The sequence below is a fragment of the Sorangium sp. So ce145 genome, assembly GCF_051525985.1.
Lineage (GTDB): Bacteria > Myxococcota_A > Polyangia > Polyangiales > Polyangiaceae > Sorangium > Sorangium cellulosum_B.
On the sequence record NZ_CP150315.1, the window covers coordinates 948,495 to 969,058 of the forward strand.

Annotated in this window: 15 protein-coding genes; 7 read left to right on the forward strand and 8 right to left on the reverse strand. The window is 71.3% G+C overall.

Going from position 1 to position 20,564, the window contains the following annotated elements; all coding sequences use genetic code 11:
* The first annotated feature begins 15 nt into the window (after positions 1–15).
* The 5 genes from WMF34_RS03520 (at position 16) to WMF34_RS03540 (ending at position 4,587) form a co-directional block, all read left to right on the forward strand.
* Positions 16–513 (forward strand): biopolymer transporter ExbD, encoded by a 498-nt coding sequence (locus tag WMF34_RS03520; protein WP_012233285.1) that lies wholly within the window; start codon positions 16–18, stop codon positions 511–513.
* The gene (locus tag WMF34_RS03525) at positions 510–1,370 is read left to right on the forward strand and encodes a TonB C-terminal domain-containing protein (RefSeq protein WP_437992415.1); all 861 of its coding nucleotides are present in this window, start codon (positions 510–512) and stop codon (positions 1,368–1,370) included. The genes WMF34_RS03520 and WMF34_RS03525 overlap by 4 nt, the downstream gene beginning before the upstream one ends.
* Complete coding sequence (locus WMF34_RS03530; protein WP_012233287.1) at positions 1,361–2,695, forward strand: PD40 domain-containing protein; 1,335 nt, start codon at positions 1,361–1,363, stop codon at positions 2,693–2,695. Before WMF34_RS03525 ends, WMF34_RS03530 begins: the two co-directional genes overlap by 10 nt.
* Before the next feature lie 325 nt (positions 2,696–3,020).
* Positions 3,021–3,593 carry a hypothetical protein gene (locus WMF34_RS03535; RefSeq protein ID WP_437992416.1) on the forward strand — a complete coding sequence of 191 codons (573 nt, stop codon included), beginning with the start codon at positions 3,021–3,023 and terminating at the stop codon, positions 3,591–3,593.
* 415 nt (positions 3,594–4,008) lie between these two features.
* A complete protein-coding gene (locus WMF34_RS03540; RefSeq protein ID WP_012233289.1) occupies positions 4,009–4,587 on the forward strand; it encodes a hypothetical protein in 579 nt (192 codons plus the stop codon).
* Positions 4,588–4,787: 200 nt separating this feature from the next.
* Here WMF34_RS03540 and WMF34_RS03545 read toward each other — a convergent pair whose 3' ends face one another.
* The 4 genes from WMF34_RS03545 to WMF34_RS03560 all read right to left on the reverse strand — a co-directional run bounded on the left by WMF34_RS03545 (position 4,788) and on the right by WMF34_RS03560 (position 9,360).
* A complete protein-coding gene (locus WMF34_RS03545) occupies positions 4,788–6,473 on the reverse strand; it encodes an FHA domain-containing serine/threonine-protein kinase (protein WP_157906421.1) in 1,686 nt (561 codons plus the stop codon).
* 271 nt (positions 6,474–6,744) lie between these two features.
* A complete protein-coding gene (thiD, locus tag WMF34_RS03550) occupies positions 6,745–7,572 on the reverse strand; it encodes a bifunctional hydroxymethylpyrimidine kinase/phosphomethylpyrimidine kinase (protein WP_437992417.1) in 828 nt (275 codons plus the stop codon).
* 260 nt (positions 7,573–7,832) lie between these two features.
* The gene (locus tag WMF34_RS03555) at positions 7,833–9,053 is read right to left on the reverse strand and encodes a hypothetical protein (RefSeq protein WP_437992418.1); all 1,221 of its coding nucleotides are present in this window, start codon (positions 9,051–9,053) and stop codon (positions 7,833–7,835) included.
* Between the two features lie 82 nt (positions 9,054–9,135).
* Positions 9,136–9,360 carry a hypothetical protein gene (locus WMF34_RS03560; RefSeq protein WP_157907469.1) on the reverse strand — a complete coding sequence of 75 codons (225 nt, stop codon included), beginning with the start codon at positions 9,358–9,360 and terminating at the stop codon, positions 9,136–9,138.
* Between the two features lie 200 nt (positions 9,361–9,560).
* Between WMF34_RS03560 and WMF34_RS03565 the strand changes: the two genes are divergently transcribed.
* Together WMF34_RS03565 and WMF34_RS03570 are read left to right on the forward strand one after the other, a co-directional pair.
* Positions 9,561–10,346, forward strand: a complete 786-nt coding sequence (locus tag WMF34_RS03565; RefSeq protein WP_437992419.1) for an ABC transporter ATP-binding protein — start codon at positions 9,561–9,563, stop codon at positions 10,344–10,346.
* Positions 10,347–10,352: 6 nt separating this feature from the next.
* The gene (locus WMF34_RS03570) at positions 10,353–12,548 is read left to right on the forward strand and encodes an ABC transporter permease subunit/CPBP intramembrane protease (RefSeq protein WP_437992420.1); all 2,196 of its coding nucleotides are present in this window, start codon (positions 10,353–10,355) and stop codon (positions 12,546–12,548) included.
* A gap of 82 nt (positions 12,549–12,630) precedes the next feature.
* On the opposite strand, the gene WMF34_RS03575 is transcribed toward WMF34_RS03570, so the two are convergent.
* The 4 genes from WMF34_RS03575 to uvrB all read right to left on the reverse strand — a co-directional run bounded on the left by WMF34_RS03575 (position 12,631) and on the right by uvrB (position 19,818).
* Entirely contained in the window at positions 12,631–14,568 is a 1,938-nt protein-coding gene (locus WMF34_RS03575; RefSeq protein WP_437994605.1) for a glycoside hydrolase 5 family protein, read from the reverse strand.
* Between the two features lie 186 nt (positions 14,569–14,754).
* Positions 14,755–15,774, reverse strand: coding sequence for a LacI family DNA-binding transcriptional regulator (locus tag WMF34_RS03580; protein WP_012233297.1), 1,020 nt, complete (start codon positions 15,772–15,774; stop codon positions 14,755–14,757).
* A 292-nt stretch (positions 15,775–16,066) separates the two neighbouring features.
* Positions 16,067–17,251, reverse strand: coding sequence for a phosphoserine phosphatase SerB (gene serB, locus WMF34_RS03585; protein ID WP_012233298.1), 1,185 nt, complete (start codon positions 17,249–17,251; stop codon positions 16,067–16,069).
* Positions 17,252–17,658: 407 nt separating this feature from the next.
* The gene (gene uvrB / locus WMF34_RS03590) at positions 17,659–19,818 is read right to left on the reverse strand and encodes an excinuclease ABC subunit UvrB (protein WP_012233299.1); all 2,160 of its coding nucleotides are present in this window, start codon (positions 19,816–19,818) and stop codon (positions 17,659–17,661) included.
* Positions 19,819–20,564 lie beyond the last annotated feature (746 nt).

A 20,564-nucleotide genomic window follows, 5' to 3' on the forward strand; every position in this document is an offset into this window, starting at 1 on the left:
GGGCCGATCATGGGCATGTCGGTCGGTGGAGGGCGCAGGCGGCGCGGCGGCGGCGGTTTCAGCGACATCAACGTCACGCCGCTCGTGGACGTGATGCTCGTGCTCCTCGTTGTGTTCATGGTCACGGCCCCGCTGCTCACGGCCGGGCTCCGGGTCGAGCTGCCCAACGTCTCCGCCGAGGAGGCGCCGACGAAGGACACGAAGCTCGTCGTGACCGTCACGAAGGAAGAGAAGATCCTCTTCGGCGAGGACGACGCGACCGCCGACATCGAGGGCGTGCTCGCCTCGAACGGGCGCGTGCAGAAGGAGAAGGAGCTCTACATCCGCGCCGACAAGGACGCCCGTTACGGCGCCGTGGCGCGGGTCGTCGCCGCCGCCCGGGCCGCCGGGGTCGAGGGGCTGAACCTCCTCGTCCAGCCGGAGATCGAGCCGGAGGGCGCGCCGCCGCCGCCCGGGGGAACGGCGCCGCGACCCGGGGGAGCCGCGCCGCGGCGCGGAGGTGCGGCGCCGTGAGCACGGCTGCGGCGCGCGCGCCCGGACCGAGGACGCCGCCGGGGCAGCGCCGGCCGGCGAGCGACTTCCGCCCGCGGGACATCGCGCTCGCCGTCGCGGTGGCGATGGCCGTGCAGGCGGGGGCCGCCGTCGCGGTCAGCCTGGCCGACCTCACCGTGCCCGCTGCGGCGCCCGAGATCGACAAGGGGCCGAGCGTCCCGGTGAAGGTCGTGCCGGTGCTCGACATGGACACGCCGCTGCTCAAGCTGGGCGGCACGCGCGACAAGATGAAGCTGCCCGACCGGTGGGTGCGCCAGGCGCCCAAGCCGCGCGTCGAGCAGAAGGCGTTCGTATCGCCGAGCGCGGGCAAGACCGAGGCGGACATCCCGCCCCCGGATGTCAAGATCGCCGACGCGGGCACCGCGCCGCCGCCGCCCGACGCCGAGATCGCGAAGCAGGTCGACACCGAGCTCGATCCGAAGACCGACGCCGCCCCGGCCGCCAATGTCGACCAGGAGGGCCACGAGGACGGCGTGAAGGAGGGGACCGAGACCGATCCCCTCAAGGCGCGCGCGGTGGATCTGTACCTGGCCCGCATCGCGGGGTGGTTCTCGAGCAGGTTCCGCGTGAACGGCTCGGGGCTCCCGCCGGAGGAGCTCACGAAGCACAAGCCGCGCGCGGTCATCGTCCTGTCCGACGGGCAGATGGTGAGCTACACGCTGACGCCGAGCGGGAATCCCGCCTTCGACGCGGCCGCGCAGGCGACCCTCGAGGCGGCGAAGGGGCAGGCGCTGCCGCCGCCGCCCGAGAATTATCCCAACCTCGGGCAGAAGCAGGTCAGCGTCACGTTCGTCTGTAGAGAGACCACATGCGACTAGCTCGAACCGCCCTCGGCGCCCTGGCGCTCGCCGCCGCCGCGCTCGCTGCTCCCCCTGCTCCTGCGCAGGCGCCGCCCTCCTCGGCGGCGCCGCCCAACCCGGACGAGCTGCTCGGCCACATCACCGTCGTGGCCGGCGCGACGCGCCCGCTCCCGAAGATCGGCGTCCTGCCGTCGCTCGTCTCGGACCCCGAGGACGTGACGATCCACAGCGTGGTCCGGCGCGACCTCGAGCTGTGCGGCGAGTTCGAGGTGCTGCCCGACAGCGCCGCGCCCGACGGCCTGTACCTCTCCGACAGCCCGGTGGACGTGAAGGCGTGGTCCGCGAAGGGGGTCGAGGCGGTCGTGAGCGTGAGCGGCAAGAAGGTCGCCGCTGACAAGGTCGAGCTCGTCGGCCAGGCGTTCCTGGTGAACCGCGGGCAGGCCCCGGTGTTCGACAAGAAGTTCATCGTGCCCCTCCGCGACGTGCGCTTCGAGTCGCACCGGGTGGCCGACCAGCTGATCGGCGCGCTCACCGGCCAGAACGGCGGCTTCGCCAGCCACATGACGTTCGCCTCGGGCTCGGGCTCGCTGCGGCGTGTCTTCACGATCGACGCCGACGGCCATGACGCCAGGGCCGTCTCGCCGCCCGACCAGACCGCCATCGCCCCTGCGTTCGGGAAGAACGAGCAGCTCCACTACGCGGCGAGCGTGAAGGGCGACGAGTACAAGGTCTTCACGCCCGCCGGCGGCCCGCTCCCGCTGCCCGTGAAGGGCTCGGTCTACGGGATCGCGTTCTCGAAGGATCGCGCCCAGGTCGCCCTCAGCATCGGGGTGGGGTCGACGATCAAGCTGTTCTCCGGGCCCGATCTCCAGAGCATCAAGCCGGCGTCCGAGGTGGGGATGGCGCTCCACCCGGTGTTCACGCCGACCGGCAAGCTCGCCTTCTCCGGCGAGGGCAGGTACGGACAGCGCATCTACGTCGGCGATAAGGCGATCTCTCCGGACGGGCTCTTCGCCTCGGCGCCCACGTTCTGCAACCACCCCGACGGCGTGAAGGCCGTCTATGCCGTCGGCGTGGGAAAGAACACCGACCTCGTCGCCTCGGGGGAGACGGGCGGAGGCCTCGTGCGGCTGACCCAGAATCAGGGCAGGAACGGGTACCCGGCCTGCAGCCCCGACGGGCGGCTCGTGGCGTTCTTCTCCACGCGCACCTCCGGCGAGGGGCCGGGGCTCTACGTCATGCGCGTCGACGGGCAGCGCCCGAAGCGCATCTCGAACCTCCTCGGGGACTCGCTGCGCTGGGATCCTCTTCCGCCCGGCAAGGCCGTCGAAGCGAAGAACTGACGCGGGCGAGCCGCGGGGCACGGCCCGGACATCCGGCGTGTGTCCGAATCGAGGGCCGCCCGCATCGTGGCTGAGCCAGGCGTTCTCTCTCCGACAACTTTTTACGTCCCGGCACGTCTGACGTGGGTAGTTCCTGCGCGCCCTCCCGCGCCGTTGCTGCGAGCGAAGGTGAAGGGAGACCGCGCTGGCAGCCCCCGCTTCCTTGGCCCACCGCGTCGGTCGCGGTTAGCCTCCGGACTGCTCAGGGGGAGAGTTGGCTGGAAAATTGCAGCGAAACTGGGACGAACCGCCCTGGCCAGCCAGCCAAGAGGAAATGGAGAAGTGCATGGTGTCGAGCCGTATCTGGACCGCCATCGCGATCGTCTGGGCCTTCTGTGCCGGTGGCTGCAGCCAGGTGGCGGCGGTTCAGGAGGCGAGGATCAGCGAGCAGGGGGGGTTCAGGAACCCGGAGCATCGGCTCGCCGCGGCAGAGGACGGGGGCTACTGCAGCGCCGAGGTGCTGCGCTGGCAGTACGATGAGCCGGCGGCGACGCTCCGCCTCGCCGATGCCCGTTTGATGCTCGACTGCTGCGGGAGGCGCGCGATCCACGTCGAGAGGATCGACAGCCTCTTCGAGGTCACCGAGCGGGACGCGCCGGACGGCGCCGGAGGTCGCTGCAGCGAGCAGTGCGCCTTCGATCTGTCCGTCGGCGTGCGCGACGTCCCGCGGGGCGAGGTCTACGTGAAGCTGCTGCGCGACGTCGTCGATCAGCAGGGCGGCCCGGCCGTGATCTGGAGCGGCTCCCTCGATCTGGAAGTCTCCGCCGGGGCGGTCGTCCTCGACGAAACCCCCGCCGAAGCCGGCTGCCAGGCGAAGGGCTCCCCGCGCCAGCGCACCAAGACGGTCGCCGCGCGATGACGCGATGAGGGGCTGAGCACACGCCCCTGGATCGCTCCGCTGCACCTCGCGTCCGCGGTCGGCAGGGGAAGCTCGTGAATGTCCCTCCGCGCACGGCAGCGTATGGCAGCGCGTCATGAGGTGGGATGATGGGGGATGGTGGAGGAGCTTGGTTGACCATGACGTTCATGGTCAGAGAATCGGGCTAACTCTGCCACTTTCGCCTGGACAAGGTTTCCAGAAACCCGTAAATCACACTCGAATATGCGTACAGCTGCTCCGGGGTGCGGCGCATGTGCGCACGTTGTGTACGTTGGCTTGCAGCTGAATCCCTAGGCGCAAGTAGCGGATACGTGAAGCGCGTTTCTAGAGGCCCTGGTTCTTTGCCTTTTGGTCGAATTTTAACCGTGTCGCGGACAGTCAAGGAAATCGGGGCATGAAGTACCTGGGGGTCTGTGGAGCGCTTGCAACGGTGGGGTCGCTGCTTGCTCTGAGCGCGTGCCTGGAGGCGGAGCCCGCGCACGTGGGGCTCGTGAGCGAGGCCGGCGGGTTCGTGGAGCCGGAGCGGCGGCTCGCCTCCGAGGGGGAGGAGAGCTACTGCGGGGCCGAGGTCCTGCGCTGGCGCTACGAGCCGTCGAGCGGCGCCCTGAAGATCGCGAACAGCCGGCTCCTGCTGAACTGTTGCGGCCAGCGCGCGATGCACGTCGACAGGATCGACAGCATCTACGAGATCACCGAGCGGGACGAGCCCGACGCGGCGAACCCGAGGTGTGATTCGGTCTGCGCGTTCGACTTCGCGGTGGCGATCCCCGAGGTCGCCCAGCGCAAGATCTACGTGCGGCTGCTGCGCGACGTCGTCGACGCTCAGGGCAGCGCGGAGCTCATCTGGCAGGGTGAGATCGACGTCCGGAAGTCGGCCGGCGAGGTGGTGCTCGATCGCGTCGCCGCTCCGGGCGAGGCCTGCAGCGGGCCCCAGCAGCCGCTCACGGCCCAGCATCCGCTCGCCGTCCAGTAGCCGTTCGCCGTCCAGTACCGCTTGCTGCTCCGACCTGGGGCAGCCCTGTTGCGCAGGAGCGCTCGCAGGTGCAGGCGCTGCGCGGCGTGCTGCCGGCGCGGTGCGCCTGGTGACGGGCTCGGTGTCTTCGTGACGGAACACGCGCTCGATCCACCGTCCGGTGATCGAGCGACGGTCGAGCGACGATCCGGCGGTCTGCCTCAGTCGATCAGCGTGCGCGCGGGGCGGCCAGGCTCGCACTTCACGAGCGTGGCGGTCAGCTCGAGCGTCTCGGGGAGCGTGCCCTGCACCTGCGCGACGACCTGCTCGACCACGTGCTGGGCCTCGTCCAGGTTGGGACCCACGATGGAGACGACGAACGTGAGCGGGCCGGTGCGCCCGGCCGCGGCCGGCGTCAGGCTGAGCAGCAGCGTCTGGGTCAAATCGACGACCTGAAGCGCGGCCTTGCGCAGCGCGAGCATCTCGAGGATCGTCGGTCGCAAGCTCACGAGGCCGTTCTGGCCGCGGAGCTCGAAGCGCGCGATCTGCATCGGCACCTCGCCCCACTCGGCGAAGAAGCCATCCTCGTCGATCGCCTTCATCAGGTGCTCGCGCACGAGCAGCCCCGTGAGGCCGTCGCGCCGGGCGAGGTAACGCTTCGCCTTGTCGTGGTGCGGCGAGTCGGGCCCGAACGTGACCACCATGAGACGGCACTCGCCGAGCTGCACCTCGGCCCCATGGAGCAGCGAGACCTGCGCTTTGCGCTCGAAGGGGAAGTCCGCGTACGTGCCGTTCGTGCTGTTGAGATCCTCGACCAGCCAGGAGCCCGTCTGCCAGCGGAGGAGCGCGTGGGATCCGGAGACGGTCGCCTCGGCGAGGACGAGGTCCTGATCGCTGCGGCGGCCGATGGAGAGCACCGGCTTCTGCAGCGGGAACAGCGTGGCGACGCTGTCGGGCGCGTTCGTGGCGTACGTGATGAGCAGCGACTGCGCGCCCGGCGTGAACTGCGTCTTGATGGCCCGCCCAGGCGCGGGGCCGGGATCGATGCGCTCGCGCGGCAGCTGGATCGGCGCGGTCGCGGTCTGCGTCGGGTTGAAGAACCGCATGTGCCGCGCCTGCGGGCGCATCTGCGGATCCGGGTTCAGCGCGCGGAAGATCTGCCTGATCTCGTCGTTCGTCAGCGCGGCGGGCACGTCGAACGTGATCTGCTGCTTCATCGTCTTGAGCCGCGGCTTGTAGCCGGGCTCGGGGACGCGGCAGGTCCACATCTCCCAGAGCGTCAGCGCCGCCGCGTAGACGTCGTCCTCCGGGCTCGCGCCGCCGCTGCGCAGCCGCTCCGGCGACATGTAGTGCGGCGTGCCGCCGTCCGGAGGCGCCCCCGGCTTGCGCACGGCGGCGCGGGCGCGCTCCTTCGCGAAGCCGAAGTCGAGGATGACCGCCCGATCGTCGGCGACCATCACGTTGCCGGGCTTCAGATCGCCGTGCACGAGCCCCTGCTGGTGGATCGCGGCGAGCCCCGCGCAGACGTCGGTCGAGATCTTTCGGAACTCGTCGGCGCTGAACCCGCCCGACGTCTTGCGCTTGCGGATGTGGTTGTGGAGCGTCTGCCCGGGGATGTACTCCATCACGAGGATGGGCCCCCACGGGCTCGGGGCGAGGTCGTGCACGCGGCAGACGTTCGGGTGGCGGGCCTTCTGCGCGAGGATCACCTCCTGCCGCAGCGCCTCGTCGTCGCCGGGCATGGCGGAGGCCTCGGGCACCACCTTGAGCGCCACCTGTTGCTGGGTCAGGCGGTCGAAGGCCAAGAACACCTCGCCCATGCCGCCTTTGCCGATGCTCTTCAGGACCTCGTAGCGGTCGTTGATGACCGTTCCGACGTCGATGGGAGGGAGGGGATCTTTGGTCACGGCCACGGGCGCACGAAGGGTGAGGAAGAGCTCCGCGACGGCGCCGAAGGAGACGCGCCGGGACGCCGATACGGACTGCGCGCAGGGTCGTCCATTCGAGCGCCGGGCGCAACGAGTCGTTGCACAAGCGCTGCACGCGGCCCGTTCGGCGCCGCACCGGGCCGCCCCGCCGCTCCTTCGCAGAGCCGCCGGGCCGCCGTGCGGGGCCCGCGGCGCGGGGCCGCCGTGGTCGTCGCGGCCGTCCACAGACGCGCGCGGCGCGCCGCGCTGTTCAGGGGAACGGCCGCGCCGTGTGGGCGTGGTTCAGCGGCCCGTGGCCCTGGCCGAGCCCCGGCGCGGAGCGCATCGCCTCGCGGAGGTAGCGCCGCGCGCGCCCGATCGCCGGGACGAGGGCGAGGCCCTGGGCGAGACCCGCGGCGATGGCCGAGGCGAGCGTGCAGCCCGTGCCGTGGGTCGCGCGCGTCTCGATGTGCGCGTCCTCGAACAGCTGCTCGCCCTCCGGCAGCCCGGAGGCGCCGGGCCCGGGCGCGGTCCGGAGGACGTCGACGACCGTCGCGCCCGGGAGGTGGCCCCCCTTCAGCAGCACGGCGCGCGGACCCATGGCGAGCAGCCGCGCTGCGGCGCTGCGCATCGCGTCCACGCTGTCGATGACCACGCCGGTCAGCGCTTCGGCCTCGGGGATGTTCGGCGTGAGCAGCGTCGCGAGCGGCAGGAGCCGGGCGCGCAGGGCGCCCTCCGCGTCGGACTTCAGCAGCCGGGCGCCGCCCTTGGCGACCATCACCGGGTCCACCACGAGCGGCGCGCCGCGGCCGAGGCGCTCGTAGACGCGCGCGACCTCGTCGATGACCTCGGCCGAGTGGAGCATCCCGGTCTTGATGGCGTCCGCGCCGATGTCGTCGAGCACGACCTCCATCTGGCGACCGATGAAGTCGGGTGGCACCGGGAACACGGCGTCGACGCCGCGGGTGTTCTGGGCGGTGAGCGCGGTGATCGCCGTCGCGCCGAACGCGTCGAGCGCGGTGACCGCCTTGAGATCGGCCTGGATTCCTGCGCCGCCGCCCGAGTCGGAGCCGGCGACGATGAGGACGCGCCCTTTCATGGCGCGCTCCGGCGGCGGGCGGTCGCGGAGGCCGGTCGGCCCCCGCGCGGCAGGTGCGCTGGGAGAGCGGGGAGCGAGCTGCGAGAGGCGCGCATGGCGAGCGCGCAGGGTGTCCTGAAATGCGGCGAGTGGCGAGGGGTTCTTGCTGGCGGCGCGAGGGGGCCGCGGGCCGCCGGCCACGGAGGTCGGGCCGGCGGCAGGTCGAGCGCTCTGCTCGCCGCCGCGAGCGGAGGCGCCCGCGCCGCGATCCCGGCCGTGCGTCAGAGGCCAGCGCGCACGATCTCACCCGACATCGGGCTCCCGGACAGCCCGCGGTTGGACCAGTAGACGAAGCCGTTGCGGAGGCGGACGCTCGTCGGCCGCGCCTGGTTCGAGGCGATGACCCGGGGGCCGCCGCCGCAGCCGTCCAGCGGACACATCTTGACGACGCCGTCTGCGCTCATGCCCGTGCCGAGAGCGGTCCAGTACACGCCTGTGGGGCCGACAGCCATGCTGGTCAATGACGGCTCGCCCTCGACGAAGGTCGTCGGGCTGCCGCCGCACCCGGTCTTCTTGCACGCGAAAATGGTGCTCTTGGCCGCGTTCATCACGTAATGAATCCCGTCGTGGATCGCCATGACGACGCCGTGCTCGGCGTGGAGCTGGATCGCGCCGTCGGCATTGCCGGGATCGCAGAAATAGACGCCTCCGGGATCGGTGGGATGGGCCCAGTAGACGGTCGTCCCATCCATGACGAACGAACGGATCCCGTCCGCGCTCACGCAGCGGATCCGCTCGCATTGGCCGTTGTCGCACTCGAGGACATCGAACTTGTCCGAGATCCGCGCCACGCCGTCATCGCTCACCTGGATCTGATTCAGGTTGCTCGCGACGGACTCCCACACTTCCACCGGCGTTTTGAAGACGCAGCCGGCCGCCGGGCATCGGTAGTAGCGGCGCGACCCTCCATCGTTGGGGGAGCTCAGCCAGTGAACGAAATTCGGATCCACCCCGATGAGGTACGGCGTGGCGATGACGGCGTTCGCGGGAGGCCCGAGCCCATCGGCGAGGACCACCGGAGCCGGGCAGCCTGCCAGGGGGCAACGCAGCAGCGTGGACGTGGAGAGGATGAAGACGCTCTGGTCGTCGACCGCGATCGAGTACGGGTCGTCAAGGCCCGTGGCGACGACCTCCGGGGGCAATGGTTGCGTGTCCCCTCCGCCAGCCGCGCCCGTTCCTCCTCCCCCGCCTTCGCCGGCGCTCACGCCGCCGCCGGTCCCGCTGCCGGCCGGCGATGCGCCGCCGCTGCCGGCCGGCGATGCGCCGCCGCTGCCGGCCGGCGATGCGCCGCCGCTGCCGGCCGGCGATGCACCGCCGGTCCCGCCGCCGCCGCTGTCGCCGAACGAGCGCTCCGCCGGTGAGCAGGCGACTGCCAGGAAGCCGGCCGGGAGGGCCGCCGCGCCGAGCATCACGAGCGATATCGCGAAGAGCCGTTGCCGCATCGGCGACGAGTATGCCACAGGGCGCGCCGAGCGAGGCGGCCACGGCAGCGGGAGGTGCCTGGGCGCGCTGGAGGCCTCGGCGTCAGTAATGCTTGTCGAGGACTGCGGGATCCTTCGTCGTCGCGAAGACCGTGTCGCAGCGCCGGCACCTGTACTTCACCTTCGTCGGCCGGGCCGAGATCCCGAACGCGAGCTGGATGTACCCGAGGACGCGGTACTCCGCCTCGGCGCTCACCATGTAATGATCGCGACCGTGGCCGCAGGGGCACTGGACCGGCTCGGGCGTCGTACGGTCGCGATAGGGCATCGACGGGCTCGTTGGCATGGACGTCAGCGTAGTCTAGGGGGCCCGCGGCGGACGTCGAGGGGGCGGCGCCGCGACGCCGCCTGGACGGAGGCGACCGGGCGGCGCGAGCAGGGGGGCGGCGCGCCGCGGCACGCGCTGCGTGCGGGTCCGTGCGACGGGCGCTTTGCGCCGCGCCGCGGGCCGAACTAGGAGACGCTTCCATGCGCCCCGCCCTGCACGCCGAGCGTCTGGTGAAGCGGTACGGCGGCGTCACGGCCGTGGACGGGGTCGATCTCGCCGTGCACGCCGGGGAGGTCGTCGGGCTGCTCGGGCCGAACGGCGCGGGCAAGACGACGACCTTGCGGATGCTCGCCGGCATCCTGTCCCCGGACCAGGGGCAGATCCTGGTCGGCGGCGTCAACCTGGCCGCGAGGCCGCTCGAGGCGAAGCAGCGCCTCGGCTTTCTCTCCGGGGACACGCAGCTCTACCAGCGGCTCACGCCCCGCGAGGTGCTCCGCTACTTCGGTCGGCTGTACGGCATGGAAGAGGCGGCGCTCTCGCGCCGGATCGACGCGCTCGTGGCCGACCTGGAGATGGACGCGTTTGCCTCGCGGCCGTGCGGCACGCTCTCCACGGGGCAGAAGCAGCGCGCCAACATCGCGCGCGCGTTCCTCCATGAGCCGGAGGTGCTCATCCTCGACGAGCCGACGACCGCGCTCGACATCCTCAGCGGCCGCTTCATCGTCGCGTCGATCCGGCGGGAGCGCGCCGCGGGCAGGGCGATCCTCTTCTCGACGCACATCATGAGCGAGGCCGAGTACCTCTGCGACCGCATCGCCCTCATGCACGAGGGGCGCGTCGTCGACGCCGGTGCCCTGCCCGAGCTCCTCGGCCGGTCCGGCACCACGAACCTGACCGACGCCTTCCTCCACCACGTGGAGCGGAGCCGCCCGAGCGCGGCGCGCGACACGCCCGAGCGCGCCGGCGCGCGCGCGCCAGGGGGCTGACGCGCCGTGAGGCTCGCCATCGTCTGGACGATCCTCCGCAAGGAGCTCGTCGAGTCGCTCCGGGATCGGCGCACGCTCGTGCGCCTCGTCGTGGTCCCGCTCCTCCTCTATCCGCTCTTCGCGCTCGCGATGAGCAAGCTCGTCGGCGTCGAGGCGGCCGCGCGCGAGGCGCGCCCGTCCAGGATCGCGGTCTGGGGAGAGCTCGCGGGCGGCCTGCAGGCGAGGCTCTCCGCGGCGGGCAAGATCGAGCTCGCGCCGTGGGCCGGCGCGCCCCCCGACGTGCGCGAGGGGCTCCTCTCCGGGGCGCTCGCGCCGCCGGCGGGGCCAGAGCCCGCGCCGGACGACGGCGAGGCGGCGCCCCTCGAGGGCGAGGCCGAGCCGCCGAGGTGGATCGAGCCGGAGAACCCCGTGCTCGCCGCGGCGCGCGCCGCGGTGAGCGAGCGCAAGGTCGACGCGGTGCTCGTGCCGTGGCCCTCGATGGGGGCCGAGCTCGGGCGCGGCGGGAAGGGCGCCGTCGCGATCTACTTCGACTCGGTCCGCGCCGACTCGGCCACGGCGGAGGCGCGCCTCGAGGGCGCGCTGCAGCGCGCCCGCCGGGCCATCGTCGCGGATCGAGAGGCGGAGCGCGGCCTGCCCGAGGGGTTCTCGCGCGCGTTCGACGTCGTGCCGCGCGACGTCGCGGCGGACAGCCGCAAGGTCGGCCAGATCCTCGGCGCGATGATGCCGATGCTGCTGATCTTGATGTCGCTCCTCGGCAGCTTCCTCCCGGCGATCGATCTGACGGCGGGCGAGAAGGAGCGCGGCACGATGCAGACGCTGCTGTGCGCGCCCGTGCGGCCCATCGAGATCATCTCGGGGAAGTTCCTGGCCGTGTGGGTCATCTCGCTGCTCACGGCGCTCGGCAACGTGGTGAGCATGTCGCTCACGGTGAGCCGGTTGCTGCCCGACGCGATGGTCGTCGGCCCTGGCACCTTCGCGCTGACGTTCGTGCTCCTCGTGCCGGTCACGCTCCTGTTCTCGGCGCTGTTCCTCGCGCTCGCCGTGTTCGCGAAGGACTTCAAGGACGGTCAGAACGCGCTCATGCCGGCGTACCTGCCGCTCTCGCTGCTCGCCGGCATCACGGCCCTGCCGGTGGTCGAGCTCAACCCGTGGACGGCCTACGCCCCGGTCCTCAACATCGCGGTGCTGATCAAGGCGCTGTTCGTCGGAGAGGCGCCGGCCGATCTCCTCTTCACGGCGCTCGTCTCCTCGGCGCTCTATGCCTGCCTCGCGCTCCTCTTCGCGGCGCGCGTCTTCGAGCGCGAGAGCGTGCTCCTCGGGGGGCACGAGCCGGCGCGCGCCGTGCTCGGCCTGGGGCGCCGGGCCGGCGGGGCGCCCTCGGCGGGCTTCTCTCTGGCGGCGTTCGCGGGCGTCCAGGTGCTCTTCTTCTATGGCAGCCTGCTCATCGCCCGCACCAGCGTGGCGGTCCAGCTCGCGGTCTCGCAGGTCGGCTTCTTCCTGGTCCCGACCCTCGCGCTGGTCGCCGGCTTCGGCTACTCGCCGCGGGCGACGCTCGGCCTCAGGCCGGCCTCGGTCCGGGGCCTCGCCGGGGCGCTGCTCCTCGGGGTCGCGGCGTGGGCCGCGATCGGCGGCACCGTCCTCCGGTGGTTCCCCGCGCCTGAGCCCTTCGCCCGTGAGCTGGGCGAGCTCGTGCTGCTCGGCGGACAGCCGTACCCGGTCGTCCTGCTGCTCGTCGCCGTCACGCCGGCCGTCTGCGAGGAGCTCCTGTTCCGCGGCCTCGTCTACGCAGGCCTGCGCCGCGCCGGGCCCGCAGTGGCGATCGGCGTATCGGCGCTCCTCTTCGGGCTCGCGCACGGGTCGGTGTACCGGCTCTTGCCGACGTTCTCGCTCGGGCTGGCGCTCGGCTACGCGCGCCACCGCACCGGCTCCGTTTTGCCCGGAGCGCTGCTTCACGCCCTGAACAACGGGCTCGCGGTGTCGCTCCTCTATTTCAAGCCGTCATGGGCGCAAGGCCTCCTCGAAGGAGATCTCCTGCCCTGGAGCGTGACGTTGGCGGGCATGGTCGTCTCGCTGGCCGGGCTGCTCCTGCTCCGGTCCTCGGCGCCGAGCACGACGGAACCGGAACCGGACGAGAAGGCGAAGATGGAAGCGCGCGATCGCCACGACGCCGACGCTTCCGGGGGCGGTGGGGGACAGGGCTGAAGCTGGCGAATGCGGTGGTGGTATGTGCGAGTGCGCGTGGAGGGGAATCGCGCACCGACACCCTGGGGAGCTACGCCTGCGCTTACCGCGGCCCTGGCCGCAGCTCGAGGATCCGCACGTCGTACGGCGCGAGCTCCACGGCGTGGATCGGGGACTTGCCGCCCAGCTCGGTCAGGTGCCCCGAGGCCGCGGCGGGCTTCACCGAGAGCGGCTGATCCGCCTGGCTGACAAGGAACACGAAGCGGCGGCCATCGCGGTGGCGCAGCGTGTCCGCCGCGACGCGCGGGTCGTCCACCGTCACCGGCCGCTTCACGCCGGCGAGCTCGGCGAGCGCGTCGTAGATCTTGTAGGTCGGCTCCGGGTTGATCCGCGGGGTCGCCGCGGCGAAGTGCTCGATCGGATAGGTGCAGAGCACGACGCTGCCGCTCCCGATCTTGCGCCGCAGCAGCGCCGGCCGGCCGCGCTGGTCGACCGCGACGACCTCCGCGCCCCTCGGGCGCACGGGGAGGTAAGCGCGGCTGTGCTCGGTGCCGGAGACCGGGAACGTGAGCGTCGTGCCCGCCGCGATCGTGCCGAACTGGCATTCGAAGGTGAGCTTCGCGCGATCGTCCTCGATAGGATCGATCATCCCGTAGCGCAGCTGGTGCTCGACGCCGAACATCGCGTTGAGGTGCGCGTACCACGGACCGCGCTGCGACCCGTGCGTGCCGTGGCAGTACGACGCGTAGACGACCGCGCCGGCGGACGAAAGCCGCTCCAGGAGGTGCCATGTGGGCGCGGTCAGCTGCTTGGCCGACGGCAGCAGGTAAAGCCGGCAGTCCTCGGCGATCCCGTCCCGCTCTCGCGTCAGCCCGACCGGCAGGTCCGCCTCCTTCGCCGCGATGTAGGCCTGCCGCAGCATCGTGAACAGGTAGCTGCGGTCCTCGGCCTCCGTGAACGGGAACGCGCCTTCCAGGTACGACGGGACGATCAGCGCCGCGTCGGCCGGCTCGCGCTCACAGCCGAGGACGTCGATGTCGGAGAGCACCTTGGCGAAGCGGGCCATCTCCTCGAGCTGCGGCTTGGGGCGGCCATCGACGGTCGTGAGCCCGAAGTGGAGCTCGAAGGGGTGGTGCCTGTAGGGATCCTGGTGGATGAGATCGAAATCGGTGTTGTTCCAGCCGATCCACCCGGTGGCGCCGGCCAGCAGCGTGTTGTGGAGGACCTGCCGGTAGTAGTGCGCGGCGTTCTCGTCGGACGCGAAGGCCGACGAGACGCCGAACTCCTCCAGCACGACGGGCTTTCCGAGGAAGCCCGTGAGCTCGCAGACGAACGCCGCGCCGTAGTGCTGGCGCGCCAGGTCGTTCTCCATCCGGTACACGTGCGGGCCGAGGAAGTCGACGAGCGCGCCGAGATCGCGGACGGAGAACCCATTGTCGTTCCCCGTGACCTCGATGCCCCACGCGCCATCGCCGATCGAGATCGGCTGGCTCGCCCCGCCGGCCCGCAGCGCCTGCACGACCAGGCTCGCCCAGCTCGTGACGTTCTCGCGGATCGAGCGCTCGCGCTCGCCGTAGATCGGCATCTCGTTGGAGACGAGCCAGCCCGTCACCGCCCGGTGCCCCGCGAAGCGCCGCGCCATCTGCTCGGCGAACCAGGCCTGCCGGGCCACCATCCACACGTCGCCGTAGAGGTCCCGCCCGCGCCGCCATGCCGGGTCCCAGTTCTCGCCGGACATGTGGCCGACGAGGAGGGTCGGGATCGTCGTGAGGCCCGCCTCGACGTGCGCCTCGAGGAAATCGGCATAACGCGCGACGCAATCCTCGTCGATCCGGTCCGGCTCCGGCATGAAGTGCGGCCAGTAAAAGAACGATCGGGTCATGGTCAGGCCGTGATCGGCGAGCACCCGGAGCTCCTCCCGGACCACGGACGGATCATAGCTCTGCCACATGAGCGGGCCGCCGCGCCGCGACCAGAAATTGGCCCCCAGCCAGGCGACCGCCCGTTGACGAACTGAGACTTTGGCGAAATTGCGGTGCATAGTCATCACGTCCTGGTCATGCAGAGCGGCGCTCTCGAACACCGTCCGTCCCCTGCTCGCGGCGCGGGCAGCGCGCTCGAGGCGCGAGCGGCGGGCAGGTGACTTAATCGGTTCAGCTTACGTTACTTAATCGGTTAAGTCTATGCGCCCGTGGGGGGGCCGCGCCCTCGCTCGGGCCGGGCCGGCTCATGCGCGGGGGGGCGGGGCGGTGCTGCCCCGCGTCGCGAGCGTCGGCGCGCTGCACTCGTCGTCGGTGACCGGCTCTCCGGCGACGAGGCGGAGGAGCAGCGCGGCGGCGCGGGAGCCGTGCTCGGCGATGTTGCGGCGCACCGCGGTCAGGGCGGGGTGGACGAGCTGGCACAGCGCCGAGTCGTCCCAGGCCACGATCGAGAGGCGCTCCGGCACGGGGACGCGCATCTCGTGGGCGACCGCGAGCGCGGCCACGGCCATCACGTCGTTGTCGAAGACGATGGCCGTCGGCGGCGAGGCCTCGGCCAGGAGCCGCCGGGTGGCCTGGCCGCCTGCCTCGCCCGTGTAGTCGGCGTGGACGGTCTGGACCCGATCCAGGCGCCGCTGGCGCGCGGCTGCGGTGAACGCCTTGGTCCGGACCGCGGTGTGCACGAACTCGGCCGGGCCGGCGACCCGCGCGATCGACCGGTGACCCAGCGCGGCCAGGTAGTCGACGACGGCCCGCATGGCGCTCGCGTCGTCGCTCCACACGGCGGGCAGCTGCCCCTTGCCCGCCGGCCCGCCGATCACCACCGCCGGCAGCTTCAGCTCCTCGATCAGCTTCACGCGCGGATCGTCGTCGCAGAGGTCGACGAGGATCACCCCGTCGACCCGCCGCTCGGCCCACCAGCGGCGGTAGGTCTCCACCTCGGCCACGCGATCCTCCGTGACCTTGAGCAGCAGCGCCTCGGCCTTCTCGGACAGCTCCGCCTCGATGCCGGAGATGAGCTGCATGAAGAACGGCTCGATGCCGAGCATGTGCGCGGGCCGATCGATGACCAGGCCGACGGCGCCGGCGCGGCCGTCGGAGAGCGCCCGCGCCGCGTTGCTCGGCTGCCAGCCCAGCTCCGCCGCGATGGCCAGGATCCGCTCGCGCGTCGGCTCCGACACGCCGGGCCTGCCGTTCAGCGCATACGACACCGCTCCTTTGGATACCCCCGCCCGCCACGCGATGTCCGTGATCGTCGGACGCTTCACGCATCACCTCCGCTCCAGGCGACGGAGCGCGCCTGCCGTGTGAACCCGCTCCGCCGCATGGCCCCGGTGGATAGCACGACGGCCCGCTGGCGAGCCGAACGCCGCGCAGGGCCGAGCGCCGCGAGCGAGCGACGAGCCCAGCGCAGCCCCTCCCACACCGTCGCCCGGCCAGGCGAGGCGGGCAAGGCGCCGCGCCGGACGGCCGCGGGGGCCCGGTCGGCGCGCCGGTGTCAAGCGCGGCGCTGTGTCCCGTGGGACTCCGCTGCTGGGCGGACGGGCCGTGTCGCGCGGCTCACGCCACCTCGAGGAGCTCGCGTTCGGTGATGCCGAGCAGGAAGAGGATGGCGTCGAGGCCGCTTGCGGAGAGGGACGTGTCGGCGGCCTCTCGCAGCTTGGGCTTTGCGCGAAACGCGACGCCGAGGCCGGCCCTTTGCAGCATCAGGAGGTCGTTGGCGCCGTCGCCCACGGCGATGGTCTGATCGAGCAACACGCCTTCTGCCTGGGCGATGGTCTCGAGCAGCTCGGCTTTGCGTTGCGCGTTGACGATCGGCCCTGTGACCCGGCCGGTCAGCTGTCCGTTCACGACCTCGAGCGCGTTCGAGTAGGCGTAGTCGATCCCGAGCCGCGCTTTCAGCGCCTCCGCTGCGATCGAGAAGCCGCCGGAGATCACCGCGGTCCGGTAGCCGAGCCGCTTCAGCACCCGGATGAGCGTCTCTGCGCCCTCGGTGATGGGGAGCTCTGCGGCGAGCTTCCGCAGCACGCCGACGTCGAGGCCGCGGAGCAGCGAGAGCCGCTGGCGGAGCGACTCGTCATAATCCATCTCCCCTTGCATCGCGCGCTCGGTGATCTTCGCCACCTGCTCCGCGACGCCCTTCGCGCGCGCCAGCTCGTCGATCACCTCGATCCGGATGAGCGTCGAGTCCATGTCCATCACGACGAGCCGCTTGCTCCGGCGGAAGAGGCCCTCCCGTTGCAGCGCGAGATCGAAGCTGTTCTGCGTCGCGAGGGCGAGGAGGGCCTGCTTGAGGGCGTCGGCCTCCTCTTCGCGCTGGAGCAGCACCTGGATCTCCACCGACGAGAGGCGTTCGACCGACAGCCGCGCGATCTTCTCGATGTTCGCGCCGTGGGCTGCGAGTGTGGAGGCCACGTCGTGCAGCGGCTTCGCGCCGAGCTCGCGCCCGATGGCTGTCACGACGTAGCGGCTCCCGGGCGCGCGCCGCGGCGCGCCTCCGTCGAGCGGCTTGAAGTCGAGCGTCACGCCGAGCTCTTTCGCGGCGAACAGCAGCTCCTTGAGTCCGCTGCGTGTCTCGGGGAAGAGCGCGAGGAGCGCGAGGTTCAGGTTTCCGTGCACCACCACCTGTTCGATGTCGAGCAGTGTGGCGCCGATATCGCTGAGGATGCCCGTGAGCCGAGCGGTGATGCCCGGGTGGTCCCTGCCGGTGACGGTGACGAGTATCGGATCGGACGAGACTGTCATGCCGGGGCCCCCTTAACAGCGCCGCGCGGCAGGGTCGACGCCGATAGCTCGCTGCACGAAGCAAAACGATGCTTCACCGAAAGAGCGTTTGCCAAACCACCGCTCCCCCCCTTCGCGCCCCACGCCCCGGCGACTCCTGCTCCGCATGGCTCACCGCGCCTGCGCGCCTGCAGCCTTCCCATCCCCCCATCCCCCCATCCCCCACAAAGAGCCCGCGGGGGAGGAGGCTGCGCGCGCGGGGGGTGGTGGGCGGGCCCCACGAACCCGAGGGCCGGCCCGCAGCGCAGCCACACCCGTGCGGTCTCTCCCCACCCGTCCAGCTGGCAACAGCCCCCCAAAAGGCCCGAGTTCGTGGGAGGGCCCACCACCCCCCGCGCGCGCAGCCTCCTCCCCCGCGGGCTCCGTAGCTATCGGTAGCGCCCGCCCCCTCGCCCGGCGGCCGCCCGTCCGCCTCCTTTACCGCCCGCCGCCGCCCGTCCGCCCCCCTTGCCGCCCGGACCGCGCCGGCTCGCCGGCCGCCCAGCCCGCGCCGGCTTCTCCTCGGCCGCCTCGCGCGCCGCGCCGGCGTCCCCGTCCCCCTGCTGTGCCTTGAGCTGCCGGAGCTGATCGCGCAGCCGCGCCGCCTTCTCGAACTCGAGGTTCTCCGCCGCCGCGAACATCTCCTGCCGGAGCGCGTCGATCTGGTCGACCAGGTCCACCGCGGCGCGCGCCGCCTCGGCCGCGGGCTTCGCCGGGCCCTTCGGGACGGCGTAGTAGTCGCGCGTGCCCGAGGTGGGCGACAGGTCGAGGATCGCCTTCTTCACCGTGGCCGGCGTGATGCCGTGCTCCTTGTTGTACGCCTCCTGGATCGCGCGCCGCCGGTTCGTCTCGTCCATCGCGCGCTTCATCGCCTCGGTGATGCGATCGGCGTACATCACGACCTCGCCGTGCACGTTGCGTGCGGCGCGGCCGATCGTCTGGATGAGCGAGCGCGGGCTCCGGAGGAAGCCCTCCTTGTCGGCGTCGAGGATGGCGACCAGCGATACCTCGGGCAGATCGAGCCCCTCGCGCAGCAGGTTGATGCCGATCAGCACGTCGAACTCGCCGCGCCGGAGATCGCGGAGGATCTCCACGCGCTGGAGCGTGTCGACGTCCGAGTGGAGGTAGCGGACCCGGATGCCGAGCTCCGTGTAGTACTCGGTCAGATCCTCGGCCATCCGCTTGGTCAGCGTCGTGACGAGCACGCGATCGCCGCGGCCGACCCGCTCCCGGATGCGCGCGAGCAGGTCGTCGACCTGGCCGGACACGGGGCGGATGTGGATCTGCGGATCGATGAGCCCGGTCGGCCGGATGATCTGCTCCACGACCGAGCCGGCCGACTTCTGCAGCTCGTAGTCGCCGGGCGTCGCGCTCACGAAGAGGACCTGCGCGTAGTGTTGCTCGAACTCCTCGAACTTGAGCGGCCGGTTGTCGAGCGCGCTGGGGAGCCGGAACCCGTACTCGACGAGCGTCTCCTTCCGCGCCCGGTCGCCCCGGAACATCGCCCCGACCTGCGGGACGGTCTGGTGCGACTCGTCGATGATGAGGAGGAAGTCCTTCGGGAAATAGTCGATCAGCGTCGGCGGGGGCTCGCCGGCCTTCCGGCCCGAGAGGTGGCGCGAGTAGTTCTCGATGCCGTTGCAGAACCCCATCTGCTCCAGCATCTCGAGATCGTACATCGTGCGCTGCTCGATACGCTGCTTCTCGAGGAAGCGCACGGCCCTGTCGTAGAAGTCGATGCGCTCGCGCAGCTCCTCGCGGATCGCCTGGATCGCGAGCCTGAGCTGCTGTTGCTCGGTGACGTAGTGGGAGCCGGGGAACACCGCGTAGCGATCGAGCTGGCCCACCACCTTGCCGCGGACCGGGTCGACCTCCTTGATGGCCTCGATCTCGTCGCCGAAGAACTCGACCCGGATCGCGAGCGCCTCCTCGTAGGCCGGGAAGATCTCGACGACATCGCCGCGGACGCGGAACGTCCCGCGGTGGAAATCGACGTCGTTCCGCGTGTACTGGATGTCGACGAGCCGCCGCAGGAGCTCGTCGCGGCGGATCTCGGTGCCGCGCTCGAGCTTGATCAGGAGCCCGTGGTAGCTCTCGGCCGAGCCGATGCCGTAGATGCAGCTCACGGAGGCGACGATGATCACGTCCGGCCGCGAGAGCAGCGCGTGCGTCGCCGCGTGGCGCATGCGGTCGATCGCGTCGTTGATGATCGCGTCCTTCTCGATGTAGGTGTCGCTCGTCGGGACGTAGGCTTCGGGCTGGTAGTAGTCGTAGTAGCTGACGAAGTAGTGGACGGCGTTGTTGGGGAAGAGCTCCCGCATCTCGCCGTAGAGCTGGGCCGCCAGCGTCTTGTTCGGCGCCATGATGAGGGTCGGCTTTTGCAGCTTTTCGATCACCTTGGCGGCGGTGAACGTCTTGCCGCTGCCCGTGACGCCGAGGAGGACCTGGAAGGCCTCGCCCTGCTCGAACGCGGAGCAGATCTCCTGGAGCGCGCGAGGTTGGTCACCGCACGGCTTGAATTCGGAGACGAGCTCGAAGTGTGTGGGCATGGAGCGGAGGACCCTAGTGCGGCGAGGCGCTCCTCGCAACCTCCGCGGCCGTCAGGGCCGGAGGGCGGGGTGGCCTCGCCGGGAAGGCGCGCTCTCGTCCGGCTACGGCTTCGTCCGGCTTCGTCGGTCTTCCAACTATCGGCAACCATTGGCGACCATCGGCCGAGCGGAAATTGTCGACCCACTGTCGTTCACCTGGAACGAGGGCGCCCCACGTCCCGCGCGCCTCCGTCCGGCCCACGCTCGTCCCCGCTTCGCCGCATGCGCCGCGCCTCGCCGCGCGCTCGTTGCACCCCAAGAGCGGGCTCCGCGCGTTCGTTGCACCCCAAGAGCGGGCTCCGCGTGCTCGTTGCACCCCAAGAGCGGGCTCCGCGCGCTCGTTGCATGAAGCGCGCTCCGTACGCGCGCGCTGTGCTCGTTGGCTGTGCTCGTTGTCCATACGGCCGGGCCGAGCCGAGAGCGCTTGACGTCGGCGCGGGGCCATAGGATTCTAGGTGCTGTCGCGTCGTGGTGACGTGAGCCGAACGCGGAGGTCAGGTCATGAGTGCCAACACATTGCACACCCATTGCGCCGCCGCCGTCGTTTCCGCCGCGGCCGGCTGAGCTCGTCTCCACGTCTCCGCGACGTCGCCCGCGTGCCCTGAGGGGTGCGTGTGTGCCCTGAGCGCGTGCCCCTCCCAGGGATCTGCCCTGGCCGGGCGTGCCTTCTGGCGTGACGTCCTGATCGATCGACGAGCTCCGCTCCG

Coding starts and splice junctions, on each gene's coding strand:
- WMF34_RS03555 (WP_437992418.1), bottom strand. CDS start 9,053: ATGCGGCAACGGCTCTTCGCGATATCGCTCGTGATGCTCGGCGCGGCG.
- WMF34_RS03560 (WP_157907469.1), bottom strand. CDS start 9,360: ATGCCCTATCGCGACCGTACGACGCCCGAGCCGGTCCAGTGCCCCTGC.
- serB (WP_012233298.1), bottom strand. CDS start 17,251: ATGACAGTCTCGTCCGATCCGATACTCGTCACCGTCACCGGCAGGGAC.
- WMF34_RS03530 (WP_012233287.1), top strand. CDS start 1,361: ATGCGACTAGCTCGAACCGCCCTCGGCGCCCTGGCGCTCGCCGCCGCC.
- WMF34_RS03565 (WP_437992419.1), top strand. CDS start 9,561: ATGCGCCCCGCCCTGCACGCCGAGCGTCTGGTGAAGCGGTACGGCGGC.
- uvrB (WP_012233299.1), bottom strand. CDS start 19,818: ATGCCCACACACTTCGAGCTCGTCTCCGAATTCAAGCCGTGCGGTGAC.
- WMF34_RS03535 (WP_437992416.1), top strand. CDS start 3,021: ATGGTGTCGAGCCGTATCTGGACCGCCATCGCGATCGTCTGGGCCTTC.
- WMF34_RS03520 (WP_012233285.1), top strand. CDS start 16: ATGTCGGTCGGTGGAGGGCGCAGGCGGCGCGGCGGCGGCGGTTTCAGC.
- WMF34_RS03540 (WP_012233289.1), top strand. CDS start 4,009: ATGAAGTACCTGGGGGTCTGTGGAGCGCTTGCAACGGTGGGGTCGCTG.
- thiD (WP_437992417.1), bottom strand. CDS start 7,572: ATGAAAGGGCGCGTCCTCATCGTCGCCGGCTCCGACTCGGGCGGCGGC.
- WMF34_RS03575 (WP_437994605.1), bottom strand. CDS start 14,568: ATGCACCGCAATTTCGCCAAAGTCTCAGTTCGTCAACGGGCGGTCGCC.